Source organism: Ruegeria sp. YS9 (assembly GCF_024628725.1).
Classification (GTDB): Bacteria; Pseudomonadota; Alphaproteobacteria; order Rhodobacterales; family Rhodobacteraceae; genus Ruegeria; species Ruegeria atlantica_C.
Window position 1 is genome coordinate 1504203 of sequence record NZ_CP102409.1, and the last position, 21942, is coordinate 1526144.

General features: G+C 57.1%; 25 protein-coding genes and 1 tRNA gene. 8 read left to right on the forward strand and 18 right to left on the reverse strand.

The window, feature by feature from the left end:
- Positions 1-32 precede the first annotated feature (32 nt).
- Entirely contained in the window at positions 33-641 is a 609-nt protein-coding gene (locus NOR97_RS07665; RefSeq protein WP_257600746.1) for an invasion associated locus B family protein, read from the forward strand.
- Between the two features lie 56 nt (positions 642-697).
- On the opposite strand, the gene NOR97_RS07670 is transcribed toward NOR97_RS07665, so the two are convergent.
- From NOR97_RS07670 to NOR97_RS07685, 4 genes are read right to left on the reverse strand one after another with little or no spacing between them, the layout of a single operon-like run.
- Positions 698-1906, reverse strand: coding sequence for a beta-ketoacyl synthase (locus NOR97_RS07670; RefSeq protein ID WP_257600747.1), 1209 nt, complete (start codon positions 1904-1906; stop codon positions 698-700).
- Positions 1907-1915: 9 nt separating this feature from the next.
- On the reverse strand, positions 1916-2173 hold the full coding sequence (locus tag NOR97_RS07675) for an acyl carrier protein (RefSeq protein WP_152458003.1): 258 nt from the start codon (positions 2171-2173) through the stop codon (positions 1916-1918).
- A 32-nt stretch (positions 2174-2205) separates the two neighbouring features.
- The gene (gene lpxD, locus NOR97_RS07680; RefSeq protein ID WP_257600748.1) at positions 2206-3297 is read right to left on the reverse strand and encodes a UDP-3-O-(3-hydroxymyristoyl)glucosamine N-acyltransferase; all 1092 of its coding nucleotides are present in this window, start codon (positions 3295-3297) and stop codon (positions 2206-2208) included.
- 34 nt (positions 3298-3331) lie between these two features.
- Complete coding sequence (locus NOR97_RS07685) at positions 3332-4939, reverse strand: murein L,D-transpeptidase (RefSeq protein WP_257600749.1); 1608 nt, start codon at positions 4937-4939, stop codon at positions 3332-3334.
- 351 nt (positions 4940-5290) lie between these two features.
- On the opposite strand from NOR97_RS07685, the gene NOR97_RS07690 reads away from it, so the two are divergent.
- Positions 5291-5860 carry a DUF882 domain-containing protein gene (locus tag NOR97_RS07690; protein WP_170344246.1) on the forward strand — a complete coding sequence of 190 codons (570 nt, stop codon included), beginning with the start codon at positions 5291-5293 and terminating at the stop codon, positions 5858-5860.
- Positions 5861-5914: 54 nt separating this feature from the next.
- On the opposite strand, the gene NOR97_RS07695 is transcribed toward NOR97_RS07690, so the two are convergent.
- The 12 genes from NOR97_RS07695 to NOR97_RS07750 form a co-directional block, all read right to left on the reverse strand.
- Positions 5915-6247: a hypothetical protein gene (locus NOR97_RS07695; protein WP_257600750.1), complete on the reverse strand. Its 333-nt coding sequence runs from the start codon at positions 6245-6247 to the stop codon at positions 5915-5917.
- 357 nt (positions 6248-6604) lie between these two features.
- The gene (locus tag NOR97_RS07700; protein WP_257600751.1) at positions 6605-6877 is read right to left on the reverse strand and encodes a hypothetical protein; all 273 of its coding nucleotides are present in this window, start codon (positions 6875-6877) and stop codon (positions 6605-6607) included.
- 75 nt (positions 6878-6952) lie between these two features.
- Positions 6953-7029 (reverse strand) — tRNA-Arg (locus NOR97_RS07705).
- 77 nt (positions 7030-7106) lie between these two features.
- Entirely contained in the window at positions 7107-8327 is a 1221-nt protein-coding gene (locus NOR97_RS07710) for a cysteine desulfurase (RefSeq protein ID WP_257600752.1), read from the reverse strand.
- Positions 8328-8339: 12 nt separating this feature from the next.
- Positions 8340-8906: a YIP1 family protein gene (locus tag NOR97_RS07715; protein WP_171168083.1), complete on the reverse strand. Its 567-nt coding sequence runs from the start codon at positions 8904-8906 to the stop codon at positions 8340-8342.
- Entirely contained in the window at positions 8903-9388 is a 486-nt protein-coding gene (locus NOR97_RS07720; RefSeq protein ID WP_170344241.1) for a YIP1 family protein, read from the reverse strand. Before NOR97_RS07720 ends, NOR97_RS07715 begins: the two co-directional genes overlap by 4 nt.
- Positions 9388-10668, reverse strand: coding sequence for a SufD family Fe-S cluster assembly protein (locus tag NOR97_RS07725; protein ID WP_257600753.1), 1281 nt, complete (start codon positions 10666-10668; stop codon positions 9388-9390). Before NOR97_RS07725 ends, NOR97_RS07720 begins: the two co-directional genes overlap by 1 nt.
- Positions 10668-11423 (reverse strand): Fe-S cluster assembly ATPase SufC, encoded by a 756-nt coding sequence (gene sufC / locus NOR97_RS07730; protein WP_257600754.1) that lies wholly within the window; start codon positions 11421-11423, stop codon positions 10668-10670. The genes NOR97_RS07725 and sufC overlap by 1 nt, the downstream gene beginning before the upstream one ends.
- Positions 11424-11472: 49 nt before the next feature.
- On the reverse strand, positions 11473-11676 hold the full coding sequence (locus tag NOR97_RS07735; RefSeq protein WP_170344237.1) for a hypothetical protein: 204 nt from the start codon (positions 11674-11676) through the stop codon (positions 11473-11475).
- Positions 11676-13196, reverse strand: a complete 1521-nt coding sequence (sufB, locus tag NOR97_RS07740; RefSeq protein ID WP_170344235.1) for a Fe-S cluster assembly protein SufB — start codon at positions 13194-13196, stop codon at positions 11676-11678. Before sufB ends, NOR97_RS07735 begins: the two co-directional genes overlap by 1 nt.
- 18 nt (positions 13197-13214) lie before the next feature.
- Positions 13215-14258 carry a cysteine desulfurase family protein gene (locus tag NOR97_RS07745; RefSeq protein ID WP_257600755.1) on the reverse strand — a complete coding sequence of 348 codons (1044 nt, stop codon included), beginning with the start codon at positions 14256-14258 and terminating at the stop codon, positions 13215-13217.
- Positions 14259-14308: 50 nt separating this feature from the next.
- Positions 14309-14767, reverse strand: coding sequence for an Rrf2 family transcriptional regulator (locus NOR97_RS07750; RefSeq protein ID WP_170344232.1), 459 nt, complete (start codon positions 14765-14767; stop codon positions 14309-14311).
- A 181-nt stretch (positions 14768-14948) separates the two neighbouring features.
- On the opposite strand from NOR97_RS07750, the gene NOR97_RS07755 reads away from it, so the two are divergent.
- The 6 genes from NOR97_RS07755 (at position 14949) to NOR97_RS07780 (ending at position 20752) form a co-directional block, all read left to right on the forward strand.
- Complete coding sequence (locus tag NOR97_RS07755) at positions 14949-15602, forward strand: alpha/beta hydrolase (protein ID WP_152458017.1); 654 nt, start codon at positions 14949-14951, stop codon at positions 15600-15602.
- Positions 15602-15847 (forward strand): hypothetical protein, encoded by a 246-nt coding sequence (locus NOR97_RS07760; RefSeq protein WP_152458018.1) that lies wholly within the window; start codon positions 15602-15604, stop codon positions 15845-15847. Before NOR97_RS07755 ends, NOR97_RS07760 begins: the two co-directional genes overlap by 1 nt.
- Complete coding sequence (locus NOR97_RS07765; RefSeq protein ID WP_257600756.1) at positions 15844-17007, forward strand: HD domain-containing protein; 1164 nt, start codon at positions 15844-15846, stop codon at positions 17005-17007. Before NOR97_RS07760 ends, NOR97_RS07765 begins: the two co-directional genes overlap by 4 nt.
- Before the next feature lie 376 nt (positions 17008-17383).
- Positions 17384-17719, forward strand: a complete 336-nt coding sequence (locus tag NOR97_RS07770; protein ID WP_257600757.1) for a multidrug efflux SMR transporter — start codon at positions 17384-17386, stop codon at positions 17717-17719.
- A 76-nt stretch (positions 17720-17795) separates the two neighbouring features.
- Positions 17796-19613 (forward strand): translational GTPase TypA, encoded by a 1818-nt coding sequence (gene typA, locus NOR97_RS07775; protein ID WP_170344229.1) that lies wholly within the window; start codon positions 17796-17798, stop codon positions 19611-19613.
- 611 nt (positions 19614-20224) lie between these two features.
- Positions 20225-20752: a hypothetical protein gene (locus tag NOR97_RS07780; protein ID WP_257600897.1), complete on the forward strand. Its 528-nt coding sequence runs from the start codon at positions 20225-20227 to the stop codon at positions 20750-20752.
- On the opposite strand, the gene NOR97_RS07785 is transcribed toward NOR97_RS07780, so the two are convergent.
- A complete protein-coding gene (locus NOR97_RS07785; protein WP_306979872.1) occupies positions 20661-21284 on the reverse strand; it encodes a transglutaminase-like cysteine peptidase in 624 nt (207 codons plus the stop codon). The two genes, NOR97_RS07780 and NOR97_RS07785, sit on opposite strands and share 92 nt — an antisense overlap.
- Positions 21285-21653: 369 nt before the next feature.
- Positions 21654-21941 carry a DUF1330 domain-containing protein gene (locus NOR97_RS07790; protein ID WP_170344227.1) on the reverse strand — a complete coding sequence of 96 codons (288 nt, stop codon included), beginning with the start codon at positions 21939-21941 and terminating at the stop codon, positions 21654-21656.
- Position 21942: the final 1 nt, after the last annotated feature.

Consider the following 21942-nt stretch of genomic DNA (forward strand, 5'->3'; position numbering starts at 1 on the left):
GCAAAAAGCTCAAGCATCAAATCGAGGCACTCATGATCAAGCAACTTCTAACCGCAAATGCAATGGCCGTCGCCTTTCTAAGCAGCGCAGTCTACGCCCAGGAGGCCAACGACGAAAGCCAGCAGCAGGACGAGTCGGCCCAAACCGAAGCTGCACAGGAACTGGATCTGGGAGAAACCGGCCCACGTATAGGCGAACAATACGTCAAAGAAACAAGTGGTGCCTGGAGCATAACCTGTCTACGGACCGAAGAGGGCGATGATCCTTGCCTGCTGCGTCAAGTTCTTTCCGGTGCCGAAGGCCAGCCGATTGCGGAAATCTCGATAAACAAGCTTCCCGAAGGTACAGAGGCCGTTGCCGGAGCTAGGTTGACTGTGCCGCTGGAGACCATGCTGCAAGCGCAAATTGCTGTGTCCATAGACGGCGCACCGGGCAAAAGATACAACTATCATCACTGCAACCCGGTAGGCTGCGTCGCGCAATTGGGCTTTACGCAAGGCGATATAGACGCCATGAAAGCAGGCAGTAAGGCAACGATTTCGCTGGTGTCCATTCTGGCCCCCAGCCAACTGTTGCAAATCGAAATGTCGCTGGATGGATTCACCAGTGGTTACGACCAGTTGGAAGTCCTGCAAAACTGACACATCGCAGACAAAGGCCGCTCTGAATGCGGCGGCCTTGTTTTGAGCGTTGTTCTTTAAACTCGCTTCAGCGCCAAAACCGCGTTCAGCCCGCCAAAGGCAAAGGCATTGCTGAGCGCGACGTCGACTTTGGCTTCCCGAGCTTCGTTCGGCACAACATCAAGTGCGCATTCCGGATCCGGTTCCTCGTATCCTATGGTGGGTGCAATCACTCCGTCCCGCAGCGCCATGATACATGCCAACAGTTCCACCGCACCGGTTCCGCCAATCAAGTGACCATGCATGGATTTGGTCGACGATATCATCAGATCGTCGGCATGGGGTCCAAATACATCTGCCACTGCGGCACATTCGGTTTTGTCATTCGCTGCCGTTCCGGTGCCATGCGCGTTGATGTAGCCCACATCGCTGGCATTCAACCTGGCATCGGCCAAAGCACCTGACATGGCCCGCGAAGCCCCTTGTTTGCTGGGCATCACGATATCGGCCGCGTCTGACGACATAGCGAAACCGACGACTTCGCACATTATCTCGGCGCCCCGGGCACGGGCGTGTTCGTATTCTTCGAAAACAAAGATACCGGCCCCTTCCCCCTGTACCATTCCGTTGCGGTTGGCACTGAACGGTCGGCATGCGTCCTTCGACATCACGCGCAGCCCTTCCCAGGCTTTGACGCCACCGAAACACAACATGGATTCGGACCCGCCAGTGATCATGACCGGGGCCATACCGCTGCGGACCATCTGAAAGGCCTGAGCCATGGCATGGTTCGAAGACGCACAGGCGGTCGACACGGTGAAGCTGGGGCCCTTGAGGTTGTGTTCCATGGAAACATGGCTGGCCGCCGCGTTGTTCATGAGTTTTGGAACAACAAACGGGTGTACCCTGTTCTTGCCATCCTCATAGACCGATCGGTAATTGTCGTCCCAGGTCGACACGCCACCCCCGGCGGTCCCCAGGACAACACCTGACTTTGCAGCAAGCTCTCCGTGAAACTCGATGCCGGACTGGTCAATGGCCTCTTTGGCGGCGGTCAGAGTGAACTGGGTGAACCGGTCATACAGCGACATCTGTTGACGGTTGAACCGCCCTTCGGCCTCAAAGTCACGAACCTGCCCGCCGATCTTGATGGCCAACCGGTCAACGTCCCGGAACTTCAGTTCCGAGATCCCACAGCGACCTTCTCGCATGGCTTCCAGCGTGTCAGGAACCGAATGGCCCAGTGAATTGATCGTACCTGCGCCGGTAATGACAACACGTTTCATGAGCGTTTGTCAGACCTTTTCCGACACGAGCTTTTCGATCCCGGCAATGATCGCAGCAACATTCGAGATATCAAAATCGTTGGCCTCGGGTTCATTGGCGTTGAACGGAATTGAAATGTCGAACTCTTCCTCGATGGCGAATATGCTTTCGACCAGACCAAGGCTGTCGATTCCCAGATCTTCCAGCGTGCTTTCGGGCGTCACGTCCGATGGCTCCAGCACGGCCTGCTCTGCAATGATTGCGATGACGCGGTCGCTGATGCTCATGTCGATCCCCTGATTTTCAGTTTGACGATGATTTAATCGCTTGGGGTCTGTTTGAAAACAGCCTTTTTCAATGCCTCAACGTCGCGTGCCATGCGGGGCAGTCGCCGCTGCGCCTTGTAGACATCGGTATGGGTCTCCATTTTGATGCCCGGATACCCCATGATGACGCGCCCGGCGGGCACATTTGACAGAATCTTCGTGCCCCCGCCCGAAATGACGCCGTCCCCTATGAAAATATTGTCGACCACTCCGGTCTGACCACCCAGAACAACGTTGTTGCCGATCTCGACCGAGCCGGACACACCCGTCTGACCGCACAGCAGACAATCCTGCCCGACGCGGGTGTTGTGCCCGACATGGACCAGATTATCCAGCTTGGTGCCGTCACCGATCCGCGTGTTGCGGATGGTTCCATTGTCGACGGTGCAATTGGCGCCAACCTCGACATCGTCCCCGATCTCAACCGCGCCCAAAGAATGGATGCGAAGCCAGCTTTGGGCCTTGGCGCCGCCCTGGTCGCCCAACGTTTTTCGGGCGTTCTCGGCGCCAGAGACCTCGGGCGTTACGAAACTAAATCCGTCACCGCCAATCCTTGCGCCGGGCTGCGCGATGAACCGATCCCCGATTTGGGCCCGCGCGCCAATGCTGACCATCTCCCGCAGCAGGGCCTGTTCGCCCAGAACGGCGTCGATACCCACCACGCAGTGTGCTCCGATGACCGAGCCCGAACCAATTCGCGCCCGCGCACCAACAACGGTCAGCGGTCCTATGGCCACGTCAGATCCGATTTCAGCCGTTGGATCGATTACCGCGGAAGGGTGAATGCCCGGTTCAATCCCTTGCCCGCGATCCAGCATTGCGGTGATCCCCGCCATCGCCATGCGCGGACGTTTCACGAAAACGGCCGCCCGCAAGCCCATGGCCTGCCAATCCGCGCCTTCCCATAGAACGGCGGCGCGCGCGTCCCCTTTCGAAAGCGCTTCGGCGTATTTCGGAGACATGGCCATTGCCAGATCGGTTGGGCCGGCATCGCCCGGTTCGGCCGCCCGCACGATCGTCAGGCCGCCATCACCTTGGCACTCGGCACCCAAAGCGTCGGCGATTTGCTGAATGGTAAACTGCATCTCGGGCTTCCTTTTGGCAGGATTTGCCCTGTGCTTAACCCTGAACGTCCGGCAGGGCCACCCCTGCCTTTTGCAGGGCCTCCCAAATCTTGCGGTCCCGGCCATAGACATCACGGCGATACTGCACGTCGCCCTTTGGTCCGACATAGGCTGTTCGATAAATCAGGTGGACCGGAACTTTTTGCTCCAAATCGACCTTGGTTTCCTTTCCCGTGCTCAGAACACGATGAAAGAAGGCCTTGGGATCCTCTTCCTGTTTGGCCAGCAATGCATAGGCAAACTCGAAAGGCTGCGCCAGCCGGATGCAGCCGTGCGAGAACGCCCGCACCTCACGCGCGAACAGGCTTTTCTGAGGCGTATCATGCAGATAGATATTGTACTTGTTGGGGAACATGAACTTGACCAGCCCCAAAGCATTGCTTTTGCTGGGCGGCTGGCGCATCGCAAATGGAAAGCTCCGGGCGGTGAACTGATTGAAATCAACCGCCCCGCGATTGACCTGCCGCCCCCTGCTGTCCGTGATCTGGATATGACCGACCGCGTTGGGGTTCGCTTTCAGCTTCGGCAGGTATTCCTTGGTGATGATCGAGCGTGGAACATACCAGCTGGGGTTTATCACCATATGCTCCATCACATCCGAGAACTCCGGGCTGCGGCGATCATGCGTGTTCTTGCCGATCACCGCACGGGTTTCAAAAGTGACTTGACCGTCATCCACGATCTTTGCCGAAAAATCTGTCTGGTTGACAAGAATATGACGTGCGCCGCGATCCTGAGGCAGCCAGCGTTCCCGTTCCAGAGCGACATATACAGCCTTGAGCCGGTCCACGGCCGGGCGATTCAACTCGGCAATCGTGCCCTTGCCTGCAACGCCATCAGGTTCCAATCCATGCGCGATTTGAAAGGCCCTGACCCCTTCCAGCAGCGCGGCGTCGAAGGAGGGGCTGGCCGATGGCTTCATGTAGCCCATCAACACAAGCCGATTGCGAAGCTTCACGACATTGGGCCCGGTATCACCGTATTCCAGCTTGGTTTCCGGGACAGTTGCCCCCCAACCGCCTTGATCTATCGAGGCCTGAAGCGCCAGCTTCTGTTTCATCAAAGCCCGGTACTGACGGCTTTGAGGAGCCAACTGCGCAAAATACCCGGCGCCATGTATGTTCAGGCCGTTCAGATGCTCGGCCGCGCTGCGACGATCCACCGACCGAACAAGTCCGTCGTCGATGCTTCCCGGTCGCAGAACACCCGAGTACAATGCGTCGGCAAATTCCACGAAAACCCGGGTCAGCTCCGCTTCGACGGCGCCAAGGTCACGTGTCGAGCGTGCATCCTGCATTTTCTGCATCAAGGATGAAACTGTCACATCGGCCTGCGGCAGACCGTGCAGATGCGCATGTGACAGTGCCTGGATCAATGCCGCCCGGCGTTGCATATGCTCATCGGATTCACCCACCCAAATCGGCGAAAACCCGTTTGTCCGGTAAAACTCTGCGATCTGGGAGTCCCGTGGAGTATGTTCTGCGACGGCCATCTGAAACGCCGTGTTGTGCGTGGGTTCAGAGGTGGTATTCGCCACACTGGCCGTGGCCGCAAAACAGGCGGCAAGCAGGATACTGGTACTGGCTCGGAAAACAGAAAGCATTGGATGGCCTTGGAATCAATGACTTGGTTGGTGATACATGCGCCGAACAACTATGAATTCGACTGCGCAGACTTGTCTATTCACAAATTCCTTACCAAATTGCTTCTGTTGTCGTCTGATGCGCGTTTGCATCGACCCGGTGGCACACAGCCGACACCTGCCAATATTCTGCGCCCGCCTGTGACATTTGCGCAAAAAACTGCCGAAAATTCCCCCTTGAAAAGATGACTGTGAATCACTTCTTGGCCGCCGAATCCGATTGTGTCATAAATTCCGCATCTGGGATGGGAAAAAATTAAGACAGCGCGCGTAACATCGTGCGCAGGCAGGAACAGTACGGGACGAACCAAAATGACCAAGAGCAGTTCCTCGGGCTTGACCCGGCGTGCCCTTTTGGGGGCGTTTGCAGCAACCGCAGTCGCAGCCGCACCCACCTACTCCAATGCAGCAGGCTTTTTGCGCGGCGGCGGCGATATCCGTCGCATTCGCATGTATTCCGGTCGCACAGGCGAACGGTTGGATATGATTTATTGGGTCGATGGTAAGTATATCAAGGACGCTGTCAAAGAAGTGAACCATTTCATGCGGGATTGGCGCACGGATCAGGTAAAATCCATCGATTTACGCACGATTGATATCATGGCGGCATCACACAACCTTCTGGATGTCAATGAACCTTATATGTTGCTGTCGGGCTATCGCTCTCCACAGACCAACGCCATGCTCCGCGCCCGCTCTCGTGGCGTCGCCCGGAAATCGCTTCATATGCAGGGACAAGCCGCAGACTTGCGCCTGGCGTCCCGCTCTGTCTCGCAGATGGCCAAAGCAGCTATGTCATGCCGGGCCGGTGGTGTCGGCCAATACTACGGGTCCAATTTCGTGCATATGGACTGCGGCGTCGTGCGCACCTGGCGCGGCTAAGACAGCGCCTTCGCAATCTCGGCCAGTCTGACAGGGGCTTGCCGGGAAGGCCGGCTACATCCCTGCGTCTCCACCTCCGCCGCCGACATCCCCACCACCGGTATCATTGCAGGAAGCCGTTTCCGTGGTGGCGCTGGTCTCACGGGACTTTTCATCCCCGGTATCAGAGGCAGCATTGGGGTTGGAAGCATTGTCGCCTTCTGAATCCTCGTCGCTGTCGGGTTCTTCGTTGTCGGTCAGCTTGCCAAGGATGAACGCCAGAATTACGGCGACCACGCTCCAACCCAAAAGGTTTAAGAGTGAAAGGCCCATAATTGTGCCGCCCAACACCAACAGGGCCACAATCACGACGGCTATCAACATTTTTTTTGAAGAGATGACTTTCACGTTCTTTCCTCCGTTAAAGCTGACGCAAGCCAGCCTTGTTCGGAAAGTGTACATCAAGAAACCACTGACAGAGAGGTCAAGCCTCGAAAGCGATCGTCAACTGCGATCAGCATGGCGGCGCTGGCAATTTTGAAAAGGCCGCCTGCGCAGCGATAAGCCTGAAAGGCGCTGACATGATCAATGCGAGAGGTCGTGTCTCGAGATGCAGTCGCCGAACTCAATCAATCTGACATCTCCCAGACGCAAATTCATGGAACAATCGCGGCAACCCTGTCTCGATCTTGTTCGGGGCTTTCGAAAAGGATTGCAGCCCGGAACACCACACGCACCCCTGAACACGATCCTCCAAACACTGACCTAGGGCCTCAAGGGTGCTGCCTGAATCAAAAAGGATGCTTTATTGACCCGAGATTCTGTTCTTCCAAAGCGCAAGGCGCTGCTGATCGCGTTTTTCATACTCGGCAAGGCGGCATGTTCTCGGAGCAGAGCAGGCCCGTCTTCCTTCACAGCGAAACGAGCCTGAAAGAATTCCTGTCCGGTGATCTGAGCAACGTCCTTAGGGAACCTTCGTTTGAACCTGAAGCCTTCCTTGAGTTTGTCGAGATATTTGATCTTCATCACGATAGCCATGTGGCACTTAAACTCCTGCAAATGTGGTACAGAAGCGGCTGTTTTTCCCAACAAACCTTAGAAATATGGCGATGGTGGCGCACCTGAGAGGATTCGAACCTCTGGCCTCTGCCTTCGGAGGGCAGCGCTCTATCCAGCTGAGCTACAGGTGCCTTGGCCGTTAGCTAACCTTGTTCCAATCCGGGTGCAACTGAAAATCGTGATTGTTGCACCCTCTTTGAAACCAAAATCAGGCGAAAAGATCATGCGCCAATTCAAGCGCTTCGATCAGCGTGTCGACCTCATCCGTCGTGTTATACAGACCGAAGCTGGCACGACAGGTCGCCGTGACACCCAGATGATCCATAAGCGGGCCTGCGCAGTGATGCCCGGCGCGGACGGCAACGCCTTTTTTGTCCAGAATGGTGGATACATCATGCGCATGGCCGGCCCCGTCCAGCGTAAAGCTGAAGATGGCTGCCTTGTCTGGCCGCGTGCCCTGAACCTGAAGCCAGTTGAGACCGTTCAGGCGCTGCATCGCATAGTCCCGCAAGCCGGATTCATGGGCGGCAATGTTTTCCATTCCCAAATCCATCATGTATTCCAGCGCAACGCCCAGGCCGATGGTTTGGACAATGCCGGGTGTTCCGGCCTCGAACTTCATAGGCGGATCGTTGTAGATCACCTGATCCTTGCTGACCTCTTTGATCATGTCACCGCCACCGATAAAGGGGCGCATCTCGGCCATGCGTTCGGACTTGATGTAGATCGCACCCGACCCCGACGGGCCATACAGCTTGTGGCCGGTGATGGCGTAAAAGTCGCAACCGATGTCTTGAACGTTCACCGGCATATGCACCGCGCCCTGACTGCCATCAACCAGCACCGGAACGCCCCTGGCATGTGCACCTTCGGTGATGGCTTTGACATCCACGACAGTACCCAGAACATTGGAACATTGCGTCACGGCCACAAGTTTGGTTTTTGGGCCGATCGCATCGATCACCGCCTGGGGATCCAGCCCTCCGTCAGCGTCCACATCCACCCACTTCAGAACGACGCCCTGCCGTTCCCGCAGGAAATGCCAGGGCACGATGTTGGCGTGATGCTCCATGACGCTCAGGACGATCTCATCCCCGGCTTCGAGGCGCGGCATGGCCCAGCCATAGGCAACAAGATTTATTCCTTCGGTCGTTCCGGAATTCAGAACGATCTCATCCTCGTTCGATGCCCCCAGGAAACGGGCGATGATGCCGCGAACGGCTTCGTATTTCTCGGTCGACAGATTGGACAGATAGTGCAATCCACGGTGAACATTCGAATACTCTTCGGAATAGGCACGGGTCACCGCATCGATGACGACCTGAGGCTTCTGAGCCGACGCACCGTTGTCCAGATAGGTCAGCGGCTTGCCATTCACCTGACGTGACAGGATCGGAAAGTCAGAGCGAATTTTCTGCACATCATACATGATACGGTTTTCCTAGACAGGCGCGGCCGGTGTTAAATACAGGACGAAGGGAACCGCAATCAGGGCTGACAACAGAATTACGGCGAAGGATTTCCAAAGGGATCCGAATTGATGCGCTTCGTTCAGGAAATGAAGCGTGATGTAAAGGCTCAGGATCGCCGTCGCGAACAGCATCATCATCATCAGAAACGGCATCGTCAGGCTTAGAACAAGGGTCATGACCAGGGCAACGATTTGCAGGAACTGCAACCACACTGTCAGGACCATCAGATCGTCAAAGCTTGCTTTGCCGCCTATCGCTTTTCCGACGACGAAGAACGCGAGGATGCTCAGCAGCATTGCTCCGGCGGACCGCAGCAAAACAACGGGGATACTTTCGGGTGGCGGTGCGATTTGACCCTGCGGCACGGGGACCGACAAATCGATGCCCAACTGCACGAGACAGTTCAGAACCACTGCCAGCGCAAAGGCCAACCACAAACCTTCCCGCCCCGGCTTCAGGGACAACAGCTGGCGGGCGGCTTGGTCGGGGCTTCTGATCGTCAGAACCGCCAGAGCGCCAAGGGAATTGATCGTCATGCAGCGGACCTTTGTACTTGTCTCAGACCGGATAACCAGAACCAGACAAAAACAGCAACCCAGGCGACACCCACAATTGTCAAAGCGGGCCCGGGCCCGATGAACCCGGCAACCAGACCATTCAACAAGACCAGGGGGGCGGATGCCAACAACGCCCAGAACAGGGCCAGTCGTGCGCCATAGGCTGTGCCCTGCCCGCCCGCCATCCGCGCCGCCCAATAGGAAACCAGCGCCAGCGTATAGAAAAACAACGGCAATATGAACACCGACCCCAGCAAGGCACCGCCCAGAAGCATGTTCAGCTCGACACCTTCAATATGCGCTTTGCGGGCAAGGCTGGGCATTTGCGCAACAAAGGCCACCACGCAAAAGGCCATGACAAACACCAGCGCCCTGTCTTCCCGCTGACCCATTTCTAGAAGCCGGTGCACCACGCGCCCCGGCCCCCGGTATGTGGCCAGTATGTCAGACGAGACAGCCATCAGCCACGACGCGCCAGCCACCCTTCCAGACGGCTTACGATCTCGTCCGTCAAGGCGCTGTCTTCGATCTCATCCACTGCTTCGGCAAGAAAGGCCAAAGTCAGCATGTTGGTCGCATCCTTGACCGGCACGCCACGGGACCGCAGATAGAACAGCGCGGTTTCGTCGATCGCACCCGAGGTCGAACCATGCGAACACGCCACGTCATCGGCATAGATCTCAAGCTCGGGCTTGGCGAGGAACTGGCTGTCACCGTCCAGAAGCAGCGATTGGCTGATCTGGTAACCGTCTGTCTTCTGGGCGCCTTCCTTGACCAGGATCTTGCCCTGGAACACGCCGGTCGCCCCGTTGCGCAGCACTTTCTTGAACACCTGCCGGCTTTCGCAGTTTACCGCGTCATGGGTGATGAAGACCGTGTCGTCATGATGGAAGTCGCCATCGCCAACACAGGCCCCGGCCACATGGGCGACCGCGTCATCGCCGGTCAGCTCGACGACCTGCTCATTGCGGGTCAGCACGCCGTTCACGGTCAAAGTGAAGGACTTGTAGACCGATTCCGTGCCCAGACGGGTGAACATATGCGTCGCGGCCCGGCGTTCATGGTCCCTGCCCTGCGCGCGCACATGGTGCAGCGTGCCCTTGTCGGCAATGTCGATCTCCATGCATTTGTTGAAGCGTGACGCAGCCGGGCCGGTTTCCAGAATGGTGGCCTCGGCCCCGCTTTCCACACGAACGACATGATGCAGGATCGCATCCGAGACCGGCGACGCATGACGATAGATCAGGTTGATCGGTTTGGACGGTTTGCCAGTAACGTGAATCGCCACACCATCCGACGCAAAGGCCGTGTTCAACGCCGCCAACGGGCGCTGGACCGGGGACTGACCGCGCGCTTCAAGTACGCCATACAGGTCTTTCGCCCAATGAATGTCCTTGCAGCAGATATCCTCGAGCCGGTCGATGGTCACGCCTTCCAGCGACAGGTCGTCCGACTCTTCGGCACTGAATTCACCGTCCACGAAGACGATGTTCAGCCGGTCGAGCTCGCTGAACATCAACGGCTCATCATCGGCAAACACCGCCGCCGGAGGCGCGTCTGGCGAGACAAGCGTATCCGGTTGAGTGTATTTCCAATATTCGTCACGCCGTCCGGGCAGACCGGTTTCCAGAACACGCGCCAGCGCGTCTTCGCGCGCGGCGCGGGTGCAGCCCGCATCGGGCATGATCAAGGCAGACAGCCGGGCCTCGGTTGCGGATTGTTTGACTTCGGGCAAGGCCATCAGTTCACCTCGGCAAGAATATCGGCATAACCGTTGTTTTCAACCTCAAGCGCCAGTTCGGGGCCACCGGTCTTGACAATACGGCCATCAGCCATGATGTGCACGACGTCGGGTTTGATGTGATCCAGCAGGCGCTGGTAATGGGTGATGACCAGGAACCCACGATCTTCATCGCGCAGGGCATTCACACCTTCGGCGACCAGCTTCATCGCGTCCACATCCAGACCCGAGTCGGTTTCGTCCATGATGCACATCTTGGGTTCCAGCATAGCCATTTGCAGGATTTCATTGCGCTTTTTCTCGCCACCCGAGAAGCCCACATTGACCGGACGCTTGAGCATATCCGCGTCGATCTTCAACGTCTTGGCTTTGGCACGCACTTCCTTGAGGAAATCCGCCGCGGACAACTCGTCCTCACCACGCGCCTTGCGCTGAGCATTTACGGCGGTGCGCAGGAAAGTCATGTTGCCCACGCCCGGAATTTCCACGGGGTACTGGAACGCCAGAAATACGCCAGCAGCGGCGCGCTCTTCCGGTTCCATCTCCAGCAGGTCCTCGCCATCCAGCGTGGCAGAACCCTCGGTCACTTCGTACCCGTCGCGGCCCGACAGCACATAGCTGAGTGTTGACTTGCCTGACCCGTTCGGCCCCATGATCGCGTGTACCTTGCCGGCCTCAACCGTCAGGTCCACACCCTTGAGGATCTGCTTGTCTTCTTCTTCAAGCTTCACGTGCAGATTCTTGATTTCCAGCATTTTTTATCCTTTTGCGTATCGCAAGGGGCACCGTGGCCCCGAAACCTTCCTATCCCAGAAACTTGCGGATCAGCCGCGCGACGATCCAACCCAGGATCGCCCCTCCGCCAACCGCCCAAACCGGGTTGATGAATTCCATGTGGTTGATGTTGACGTAAGCCATACCCAGCAGACCGCCCAGAACCGGCAACGCGTACCCCAGCCAGGTCAGCACGTCCTCTTTCCGGATGCCGTTTCGTGACGCCCGCGTCATCAGCCAACCGACCCTTCCAGCGAGATTGCCACCAATTGCTGCGCTTCCATGGCGAACTCCATCGGCAGTGCTTGCAGAACGTCCTTGCAGAACCCGTTGACCACCAAGGCCACGGCCTCTTCTTCGTCCATGCCGCGCTGACGGCAGTAGAACAGCTGATCGTCATCCACCTTGGATGTCGTCGCCTCATGCTCAACCCGGGACGAGTTGTTCTTGACCTCGATATACGGAACCGTATGTGCCCCGCATTTGTCGCCGATCAGCAAACTGTCGCATTGGGTATAGTTGCGGCTGTCCTTGGCCTTCGGATGCATCGAAACCAGACCGCGATAGGTGTTCTGTGCTTTGCCTGCGCTGATGCCCTTGGACACGATGCGCGACTTGGTGTTCTTGCCCAGATGGACCATCTTGGTGCCGGTATCGGCCTGCTGATAGTTGTTGGCAATCGCGATCGAATAGAACTCACCCTGGCTTTCGTTGCCGCGCAGAATGCAGGACGGGTATTTCCACGTCACGGCCGAGCCGGTTTCGACCTGCGTCCACATCACCTTGGACCTGTCGCCCCGGCAGTCGGCACGTTTGGTCACGAAGTTGTAGATGCCGCCCTTGCCGTTCTCATCCCCGGGGAACCAGTTCTGGACGGTCGAGTATTTCACCTCGGCGTCTTCCTCGACGATGATCTCGACCACGGCTGCGTGCAACTGCGCGGTGTCGCGCTGGGGCGCGGTGCAGCCTTCCAGATAGGACACGTACGAGCCTTTGTCCGCGATGATCAATGTTCGTTCGAACTGGCCGGTGTTTTCGGCGTTGATGCGAAAATAGGTGCTCAGCTCCATCGGGCAGCGGACACCGGGCGGAATGTAGACGAATGACCCATCCGAAAACACGGCCGAATTCAGTGTCGCATAAAAGTTGTCCGACACCGGAACCACAGTGCCCAGGTACTTTTTGACCAGTTCAGGATGTTCCTTGATCGCTTCTGAAATCGAACAGAAGATCACGCCGGCTTTCTTCAGTTCGGCCTGAAAAGTCGTGCCAACCGAAACCGAGTCAAAAACCGCGTCGACAGCAACCTTGCGGCCCTCGGCCGGTGCGTCTTCAGCACCTTCGACGCCAGCCAAAATCATCTGTTCTTTCAGTGGGATACCCAGCTTTTCGTATGTGGCCAACAGCTTGGGATCGACCTCATCCAAGGACTTTGGCTTTTCTTCCATCGATTTCGGACGGGCATAGTAATACTGGTTCTGAAAATCGATCTCGGGATAGGTGACCATGGCCCATTTCGGTTCTTCCATCTTGGTCCAGCGCTCAAACGCGGCCAGACGCCACTCGGTCATCCATTCCGGTTCTTCATTCTTTTCCGAGATCAGTCGGACGATGTCAGGGTTCACACCTTTCGGCGCGTACTCCATCTCAATGTCAGTTTCCCAGCCGTATTTGTAGGTTCCGGCCTCGCGCACCGCATCCACGGTTTCCTGATCGACACCTTCTTTAACCTGGGTCTGGTCCAAAGCGGCCATGACTTGCCCTCCGTCAGATCACGCGGCCCGCGCGCGATGCTTTTTCTCTTTCTCAAGCCACGTCTCGGCGAAACGCAGCACATCTTCTTCCGTTGTCCGAGGTCCCAGCGACACGCGGATTGCGCTGCTGGCAGTTTCCTCGTCAAATCCCATTGCGGTAAGCACCGCGCTGGCACGAACCTTGCCGCTGGAACAGGCAGAGCCCGCACTGACGGCAAAACCCGACAGGTCCATCTGCATGACCTGGGTTTCCCCCTTCCAACCGGGCACAGCAAAACACAGGGTGTTTGGCAGGCGTTGCCGCCCTTTCCCGACAAAAATAGGTGATTTTACAGCAGCCTCAAGAGCGTTTTCTAGAATATTTCTAAATTCTTCGATCTGCTCCCAAACGCCATTGGCCAGATCCCGTGCAGCAGCTTCAGCTGCGGCGCCGAACCCCGCGATACCAATGACATTTTCGGTTCCTGACCTGCGGCCCATTTCCTGACCGCCCCCTTTGATCTGCGCCGCCAGATCGGTTCCGCGATGCATCACAACGGCACCGACACCCTTTGGGCCGCCCAGTTTATGGGCGGAAATCAAGGCCATCTGCGCATTCATCCAGTTGAACGCGACAGGCAACTTGCCAAAAGCCTGTGTGGCGTCTGTCACGGCCAGACCGGGCGGCAATGTTTGAACAATCCCCGTCTCAGAGTTTGCCAGTTGCAACGTCGACGTTTCAGGTGCGGTCACCTGCACGTCTCCGGCCTCGGAAACCGAAAGATCCTCTTTGATCCAGGCTCTTACCGCGTCATGCTCAATCGCCGCGCCGTGCAATTTGCGCCCCGACAATGCCAGCGCCGCGCCTTCGGTTGAACCAGAGGTAAAGACGATATCCGCTCCATCCGCCCCAAAGGCCGATGCAACCTGAGCCCGAGCACGCTCGATCAGAGCTTTGGCGGCCCGACCTTCCGCATGAACCGACGAGGGGTTGCCGCAGACATCCATCGCCGCAATCATCGCGTCCCTTGCTTCGGGGCGCAGCGGCGTTGTTGCATTGTGATCCAGATAAAAACGTTTCATGGATACATCTTTTTGCCGACAGACTTCATTCCTTACCTCGCCCGCTCAGATCATTCATCTACGACAGAGAACAGGCTCGGCACGGCCGGGCATGGGGCGAGGTCGTTCTTGATCACATCCGACAACCGGGTTTGATGCAGGAACACATAGACATGCGCGCTGAGACTTTCCCAAAGCCGATTGGTCAACGATTGTGCGCGGCTGCCGGACGAAGCCCCGGACGCACCTGCCCCTTTTTGCAGCGCATCAACGGTTTCGTCCACGGCCGCCAGAATCTCGACAACGCGAATTTCGGATGCCGGGCGCGCCAGTCGATACCCGCCGCCGGGCCCACGCACGGAGGACACCAAGTTCGCCCGGCGCAGTTTGACGAAGAGCTGCTCGAGATATGGCAATGAGATGTCCTGCCGCTCGGAGATTTCCCCGAGCGTTACCAGTCGTTCCGTCGGCTGAAGCGCAATATCCGCCAGAGCGACCATTGCGTAACGCCCTTTGGTCGACAGCTTCATTCCATGTCCCCTTTCAGCAGGATTTGCGCGAAATCATTGACGCCGACGTTGCCAGTGCGTATCTCCGACTGACAGCGCAGAAAAGCGCCATGCAATGCAATTAGAACCGTTCTAAGGTGCCCGACGATTATCGTCAAGTATATCCGGGCATCTGTACGAAAAAGACAGGACCAAAGCACACATGCCCGAGGTGATTTTTCCCGGACCCGAAGGCCGCCTGGAAGGCCGCTACCACCCGCAAAAGGAAAAAGACGCACCGATCGCCATCGTGCTTCACCCGCACCCTCAGTTCGGCGGGACCATGAACAACAAGGTGGTCTACAACCTGCACTATGCCTTCTACAACATGGGCTTCACCGTGTTGCGCTTCAATTTTCGCGGCGTCGGTCGCAGCCAGGGCGAATACGATCAGGGCGTGGGCGAGCTGAGCGATGCGGCGTCGGCGCTGGACTACCTGCAATCGATGAACAACAATTCGAAACACTGCTGGGTCGCAGGTTTCTCGTTCGGTGCGTGGATCGGTATGCAACTGCTGATGCGCCGCCCTGAAATCACGGGATTCATCAGTGTATCGCCCCCTGCAAACATGTACGACTTTTCGTTCCTTGCCCCCTGCCCGTCTTCCGGCCTGATCATCAACGGCACGGCTGACAGGGTGGCGCCTCCGGCTGACACGACCTCGCTGGTGAACAAGCTGCACGAGCAAAAGGGAATCACCATCACGCACACCGAAGTGGAAGGTGCGGACCACTTCTTTCAGGATCGTCACATGGACACGCTGATCACCAATGTCAGCGACTATGTGAAACGCCGCCTGACCGAGAACACCCGCTGATGTCCGACACCATCACATCTCTTGCCGCCAAACTGGCCGAAGATACGATGAAGGTTATGGATGAGACAGGCGAAGACAGGTTCTTCGTCGAAGTTGGAGAAGTGCTCGGGGCTGCGTCTCAGTCTCTGGAAGAGGCGTTTCTGACGGAAATTCGTGTTCGGCTGGCGGAGCGGAAAGCCAGGCAGTTCGTGATCAAACGCTTGTCTGCGCATCGTGCGAAGCAGAAAGCGATCGAAAAACAATGACCGACCGTTTGTCGGCGCAAATCGCATTTCTGAAACGGGCCGACGAACTGAAAATGGTCGAGCGGGCAAATGTTCTGCTTGACCAGTCCAGACCCGAGAATTCCGCGGAGCACAGCTGGCATCTGGCCTTGTGGGCCCTGGTCATGGCCCCGTTGGCAGGGTCGGATGTCTCGATTGATCGGGTCATCCGCATGCTGTTGCTGCATGACCTGGTTGAGATCATCGTCGGCGACCACCCCATTCATCTTGAAACCGATTGGAACTCGGTTGCCGAGGCTGAGCAAGCCGCAGCCAAAGATCTGTTTGGGCTGTTGCCAGGGGATCAGGCTGATGCCCTCCACGCTTTGTGGCGTGAATTCGAGGAGGATCAGACCGCCGACGCCCGGTTTGCAAAAGTTCTGGATCGGTGTCAGCCGCTGTTTCAGGTTCTGTGTGCCCCGAACCCCGATCCGGACCACGTGGACATAGCGCGCTCAAATCTCGAAGGCGGTCGCGCCGCCTATCTGGCAGAGGTTTTTCCACTGGCCTACGAGCACGCCGCAAACCTGCTGGCTGGTGCAGATACGAAGGCCAACGCGTTTACGACACGGCTGGCGTTTCTGACCGAAGCCGATCAGTTGAAATCCGTTCTCCGCGCCTCGCGGTTGATGGCGGGAGATCGTTTCGAAAACTCGGCAGAACACTCGTGGCACATCATGCTCTACGCCTGGGTTCTGGCTGAAAATGCGCCCCCAGAGATCAGTGTTGATCGGGTCCTTCAAATGCTGCTGCTGCACGATATCGTCGAAATCGACGCGGGCGACAATCCGATCCACGGGCAGGTCGACCACGCAGCGCAAGCAGCCAAGGAACAAGCGGCGGCCAAGCGTTTGTTCGGGCTGCTGCCCGACACGCAATGCAGCACCTTCACGACACTGTGGCACGAGTTTGAAGCGGCAGACAGCCCGGACGCCAGGTTCGCCAAAGCCGTTGATCGTTTTCAGACACCTGTCGCCAATCTGGAAACCGGTGGCGGGTCGTGGGTCGATTACAAGGTTACATATGCCCAGCTTGAGGCACGCGTTCAGCCTGCGATTGCAGCAGGTTCTCCTCGGCTGTGGGATTGGCTGCAGCCGCAACTGGCAGCACATTTCCAAAGCGTCGAGGCTGTACATCACTAGACGGAAAAGAAAAAAGGAGCCCGACGGCTCCTTTTTCCCTGCTAAGCTCTACGTGGCGCTTAAAAAACACTACTACCATCAAACTGTTCAACCATGTTGGCTGCTTCAACTTCGACGGACCCCCCGTCAGCAAGCCACCCAATCGCCACTATCAGACCCGCAGCAAATATCACGGATTTCGAAAATGTCGTCATAACTCAATACTCAATAACAAATCCTAAAATACGCTGAGAACATTACACTAATTCGATTCTCTGAATAGTCAGGTATACCTGACCTCAGGTGGTTTTCTTCCATCTTCAGACCCAAAATTGCCTTGTCCACTCCTTCGGTTTCATGCTCAACGCGGGGTATCTTTCCTGTTTCGAGGATCAAAATGCCCCAAGCCTATCTGTATCTGATGCTGGCTGTTGTTGCGGAAACCATTGGCACCACGGCCTTGCAGGCCAGTCAACAATTCACGCGGTTCTGGCCGTCCGTCCTTGTGGTCATGGGGTACGGAGTCGCATTTTACCTCATGGCGCTGACGCTGAAATACATGCCTGTCGGCATTGTCTATGCAATCTGGTCAGGTCTGGGCATCTTTCTGATCGCCGTGATCGGATTCATCGTGTTCGGCCAAAAGCTGGATTGGCCTGCGATCCTGGGGTTGACGTTGATCTTGTCCGGAATCCTGATCATTCACCTCTTTTCCAAGACTGCCGGCCACTGATCCACGGTTAGGGCTGGTATATTTTGTCGCGCCGCGCTATGCGCGCGGCAACTTCCCGTTCAAAGGCTGACCTCTCATGGACCTGCGCAATATCGCAATCATCGCTCACGTGGACCACGGCAAGACGACCCTGGTGGATGAGCTGCTCAAACAATCCGGCGCGTTCCGGGAAAACCAGGCCGTGGCGGAACGCGCCATGGACAGCAACGACCTGGAACGCGAACGTGGTATCACCATTCTGGCCAAGGCAACTTCGGTCGAATGGAAAGACACGCGCATCAACATCGTCGACACGCCGGGCCACGCCGATTTCGGTGGTGAGGTCGAGCGTATCCTCAGCATGGTCGATGGCGTTGTCCTGCTGGTTGACGCCGCCGAAGGCCCGATGCCGCAGACCAAATTCGTGACGTCGAAAGCCCTGGCGCTGGGCCTGCGCCCGATCGTGGTTCTGAACAAGGTCGACAAACCGGACGCGGAACCTGACCGCGCACTGGATGAATGCTTTGATCTGTTTGCCAACCTCGGTGCCGATGATGATCAATTGGATTTCCCGGCCATGTATGCCTCGGGCCGCTCCGGCTGGGCGGATATGGAGCTGGACGGCCCCCGCAAGGACCTGAGCGCCCTGTTTGATCTGATCGTCGATCACGTTCCTGCCCCGAAACAGATCGCGCATAAGGGTGAGCCGTTCCGGATGCTGGCCACCACTTTGGGCAGCGATCCTTTCATCGGCCGCATTCTGACCGGTCGTGTGGAAAGCGGCACATTGAAGGCTGGCGACAGCCTGAAAGCCCTGAGCCGCGATGGATCGTTGATCGAAAACTTTCGCGCCTCAAAAATATTGGCATTCCGTGGGCTGGCACAGCAACCTATCGATGTGGCCGAAGCCGGTGACATCGTCACCATCGCCGGCATGAGCAAAGCCACCGTGGCGGATTCTCTGGTTGCTCCGCAGGTCGAAGAAGCCCTGCCTGCACAGCCCATCGACCCGCCGACGATCACCGTAACTTTTGGCATCAATGATTCTCCGCTGGCCGGTCGTGACGGCAAGAAGGTTCAGTCGCGCGTCATCCGTGATCGCCTGATGAAAGAAGCCGAATCAAATGTCGCGATCCGCGTCACCGACACACCCGGCGGCGAGGCTTTCGAGGTCGCCGGCCGCGGCGAATTGCAGATGGGTGTTCTGATCGAGAACATGCGTCGCGAAGGGTTCGAGCTCAGCATTTCGCGCCCCCAGGTTCTGTTCCGCGAAGAAAACGGACAGCGTCTGGAACCCATCGAAGAAGTCACCATCGACGTGGATGATGAATACTCGGGCTCGGTGATCGAAAAGATCACAGGGGCGCGCAAAGGTGAGTTGGTCGAGATGCGCCCCGCTGGGGCCGGCAAGACCCGCATCATCGCGCATGTACCGTCCCGTGGTCTGATCGGCTATCACGGCGAATTCCTGACTGACACCCGCGGCACAGGCGTTCTGAACCGCGTGTTCCATGGCTGGGCGCCGCACAAAGGCCCGATCCCGGGCCGCCGGGCCGGCGTTCTGATCTCGATGGAGAACGGTCAGGCCGTCGCTTACGCCCTGTGGAACCTGGAGGAGCGGGGCCGGATGTTTGTCGGCCCTCAAACGGATGTCTATCAAGGCATGGTGATTGGCGAGCATTCTCGTGACAATGATCTGGAAGTGAACCCGCTGAAGGGCAAGAAACTGACAAACGTACGCGCCAGTGGCTCGGACGATGCGGTTCGCCTGACACCGCATGTTCAATTCTCGCTGGAAGAGGCAATTGCCTATATTGACGACGATGAACTGGTCGAAGTCACACCGAATGCGGTGCGCTTGCGCAAGCGTTATCTTGATCCGCACGAGCGCAAGCGGATGGCCAAGTCGGCCTGATTTTCCGGGCAGACCACCGTCGCGATCAGAAACAATTGCCCAAGTGTGGCAATTTTGCGTCCAAACGGACAAAAGATGAAAAATGGACAACCGGGCACTGCGCCCGGTTTTCTTTTGATAACAGGCGGCTTTCTGCTTCCGGTTGCATTAATTCTTCACCACTCCCCCGGCCCACATATTGTGATTGAGACCCGTTTAAGGTGAAAATATGCCAGTTGTGTGACGTCGTTCATAAACACCCTCGCTTCGGTGGTTCATATGAACACGTAGTAAAGTATCGAGTTTCGAGGAGTTCCAAATGGGTATCCGGTCCCGCAATATCCCGCTGTTTTTTGTTGCTACGACGTTTTTGTTTTCGCCTGCGGGCGAAGCTTTCGCAGCCGGGACATGTACCGTTCAAACAGCCAGACAATCCGCAGCTTCCGCACAGGTGTTATGTGAGTGCGACGCGGTGACATCGGGTATGATCCGGTACATTCAACGCCGGCACGATTTCGATCAAATTCTGGCGCGAGTCGGAGCTGAATGCACACCACTTGCAGATTTGCTTTCTGATTTTCCCACGGCATCGATCGGCGCAAGTGATCAACGGTCCGGAGATGGTCCGTCTGATGAGACTGTCGACAGCAGCCCGGCTTTCGGTGGCGGCGGTGGTTCAGGTGGTGGAACTGGCACCACAGGCGCTGGAGGCGGTGGCACTGGCGGTGAAGGTGGCGGCACTGGCGGCGAAGGCGAAGGTGGCGGCGAAGGCGAAGGCGGCGGCGAAGGCGAAGGCGGCGGAGAAGGTGAAGGCGGCGGCGAAGGCGAAGGCGGCGGCGAAGGCGAAGGCGGCGGCGAAGGTGAAGGCGGCGGCGAAGGTGAAGGCGGCGGCGAAGGTGAAGGCGGCGGCGAAGGTGAAGGCGGCGGCGAAGGTGAAGGTGAAGGTGAAGGTGAAGGTGAAGGTGAAGGTGAAGGTGAAGGCGAAACCTTCTGATTTGGAAGCAAAAATACCGGTGCAAGATTCGATTGCACCGGTTTTCACTTTCTCAAAAAAGTTTTCAGTTTTCCTCAGCTATGCCCGTAAACACCCACCCAACGTCCGGGCCGGTTCGGGTCTTGCATGCGAAGAAACAGGTACCGCGTCGCTGTCCAGGGTTTGATACGGTTTGTGAGGTTGTCCAAAACCAAATCACCGTTTGAAGAGCGGTACACCAGCACCGCATGAGGCACTCGGCGCGTGTCCAGAACAGTAGCGATCAAGAGTTTGCTTGGATCGACGCCGGCATGGATCAAATCCCTTTTCTTCAACAGCACGAAGTCTTCGCAATCGCCGCCCCTGGCCGTCGGAAGCGCCCAACGCTCGGTCGTTTTATACTGAGATTGATCGGTGACTTCACGCGTCGATCTGTTCACACGCCGGTTTATCTGTTCGACAACCTTCAGTTCTTGCTGGCTGGACATGGACACGGATCGCTTTCCTGCACAGGCCCAATTGTATTGAGCGCACAAGTTGGCGGCTCCGGACGGAGGCGGTGAAGACGCAACACTTGGGATAAACCCGTTCCCAGACGCATGCGCAGCAGGGGTCATGGTAATGGCACAGATGCTCAAAACACTGATGCCAGCGACCCGCGCTGAAACTGGCAGAAGTTTGGCGCCAAGCTGCCTGGCCAGAATTATAAAGTGCTTCATGCCTGTACCCCAATCCGATGTTTTTCGCACGATTGCACGTCAAACAGGGTCGCATTCCGATTCGTGAAACTATCCGCGAACAAACCCACCTAGGCAATCACCTAAAAAGATGAAGGGGAAAAAGGGCGGAAATTCGTCCGTCAATCTGACCTTTTTGCGCAAGAATTTGGGTGGCGCAGCCACAATTCAGGCGCAAACCGCGCATATCCGCAACAGCGCGGCCTGATAAGCAATTGAAATTATAAAATAATAAACTCAGCCCATATTTGCGGGCTGAGTTTCCCTGACCGATCGTGGCATAAGCCAATGATTGCCTATTCGCTGCCCGTTTACCGGGTAAACCGCGCTACAAGCCGTGAAACCTGACGTTCACTCCGTGATTTCAACCACGACCAACTCACGTTCACTGGCGTCGCGCGCATGACTCAATGCTTGCTGATAATCATCCGAGTTGTAGCATTCGACGGCTGCTTCGAGCGACGGGAAACGGGCAACCACGTTGCGTGGCCGTTCCTTGCCTTCCAACTGAACGTAACGCGCCGCACGGGCGATGAAAGTACCCCCGTGCTTGGCAATGGCTGGCCCGGCCAGTTCCGCATATTTTCCATACGCCTCGGCATCGGTCACCGTCACATGCGCAATCCAGAGTGCAGCCATC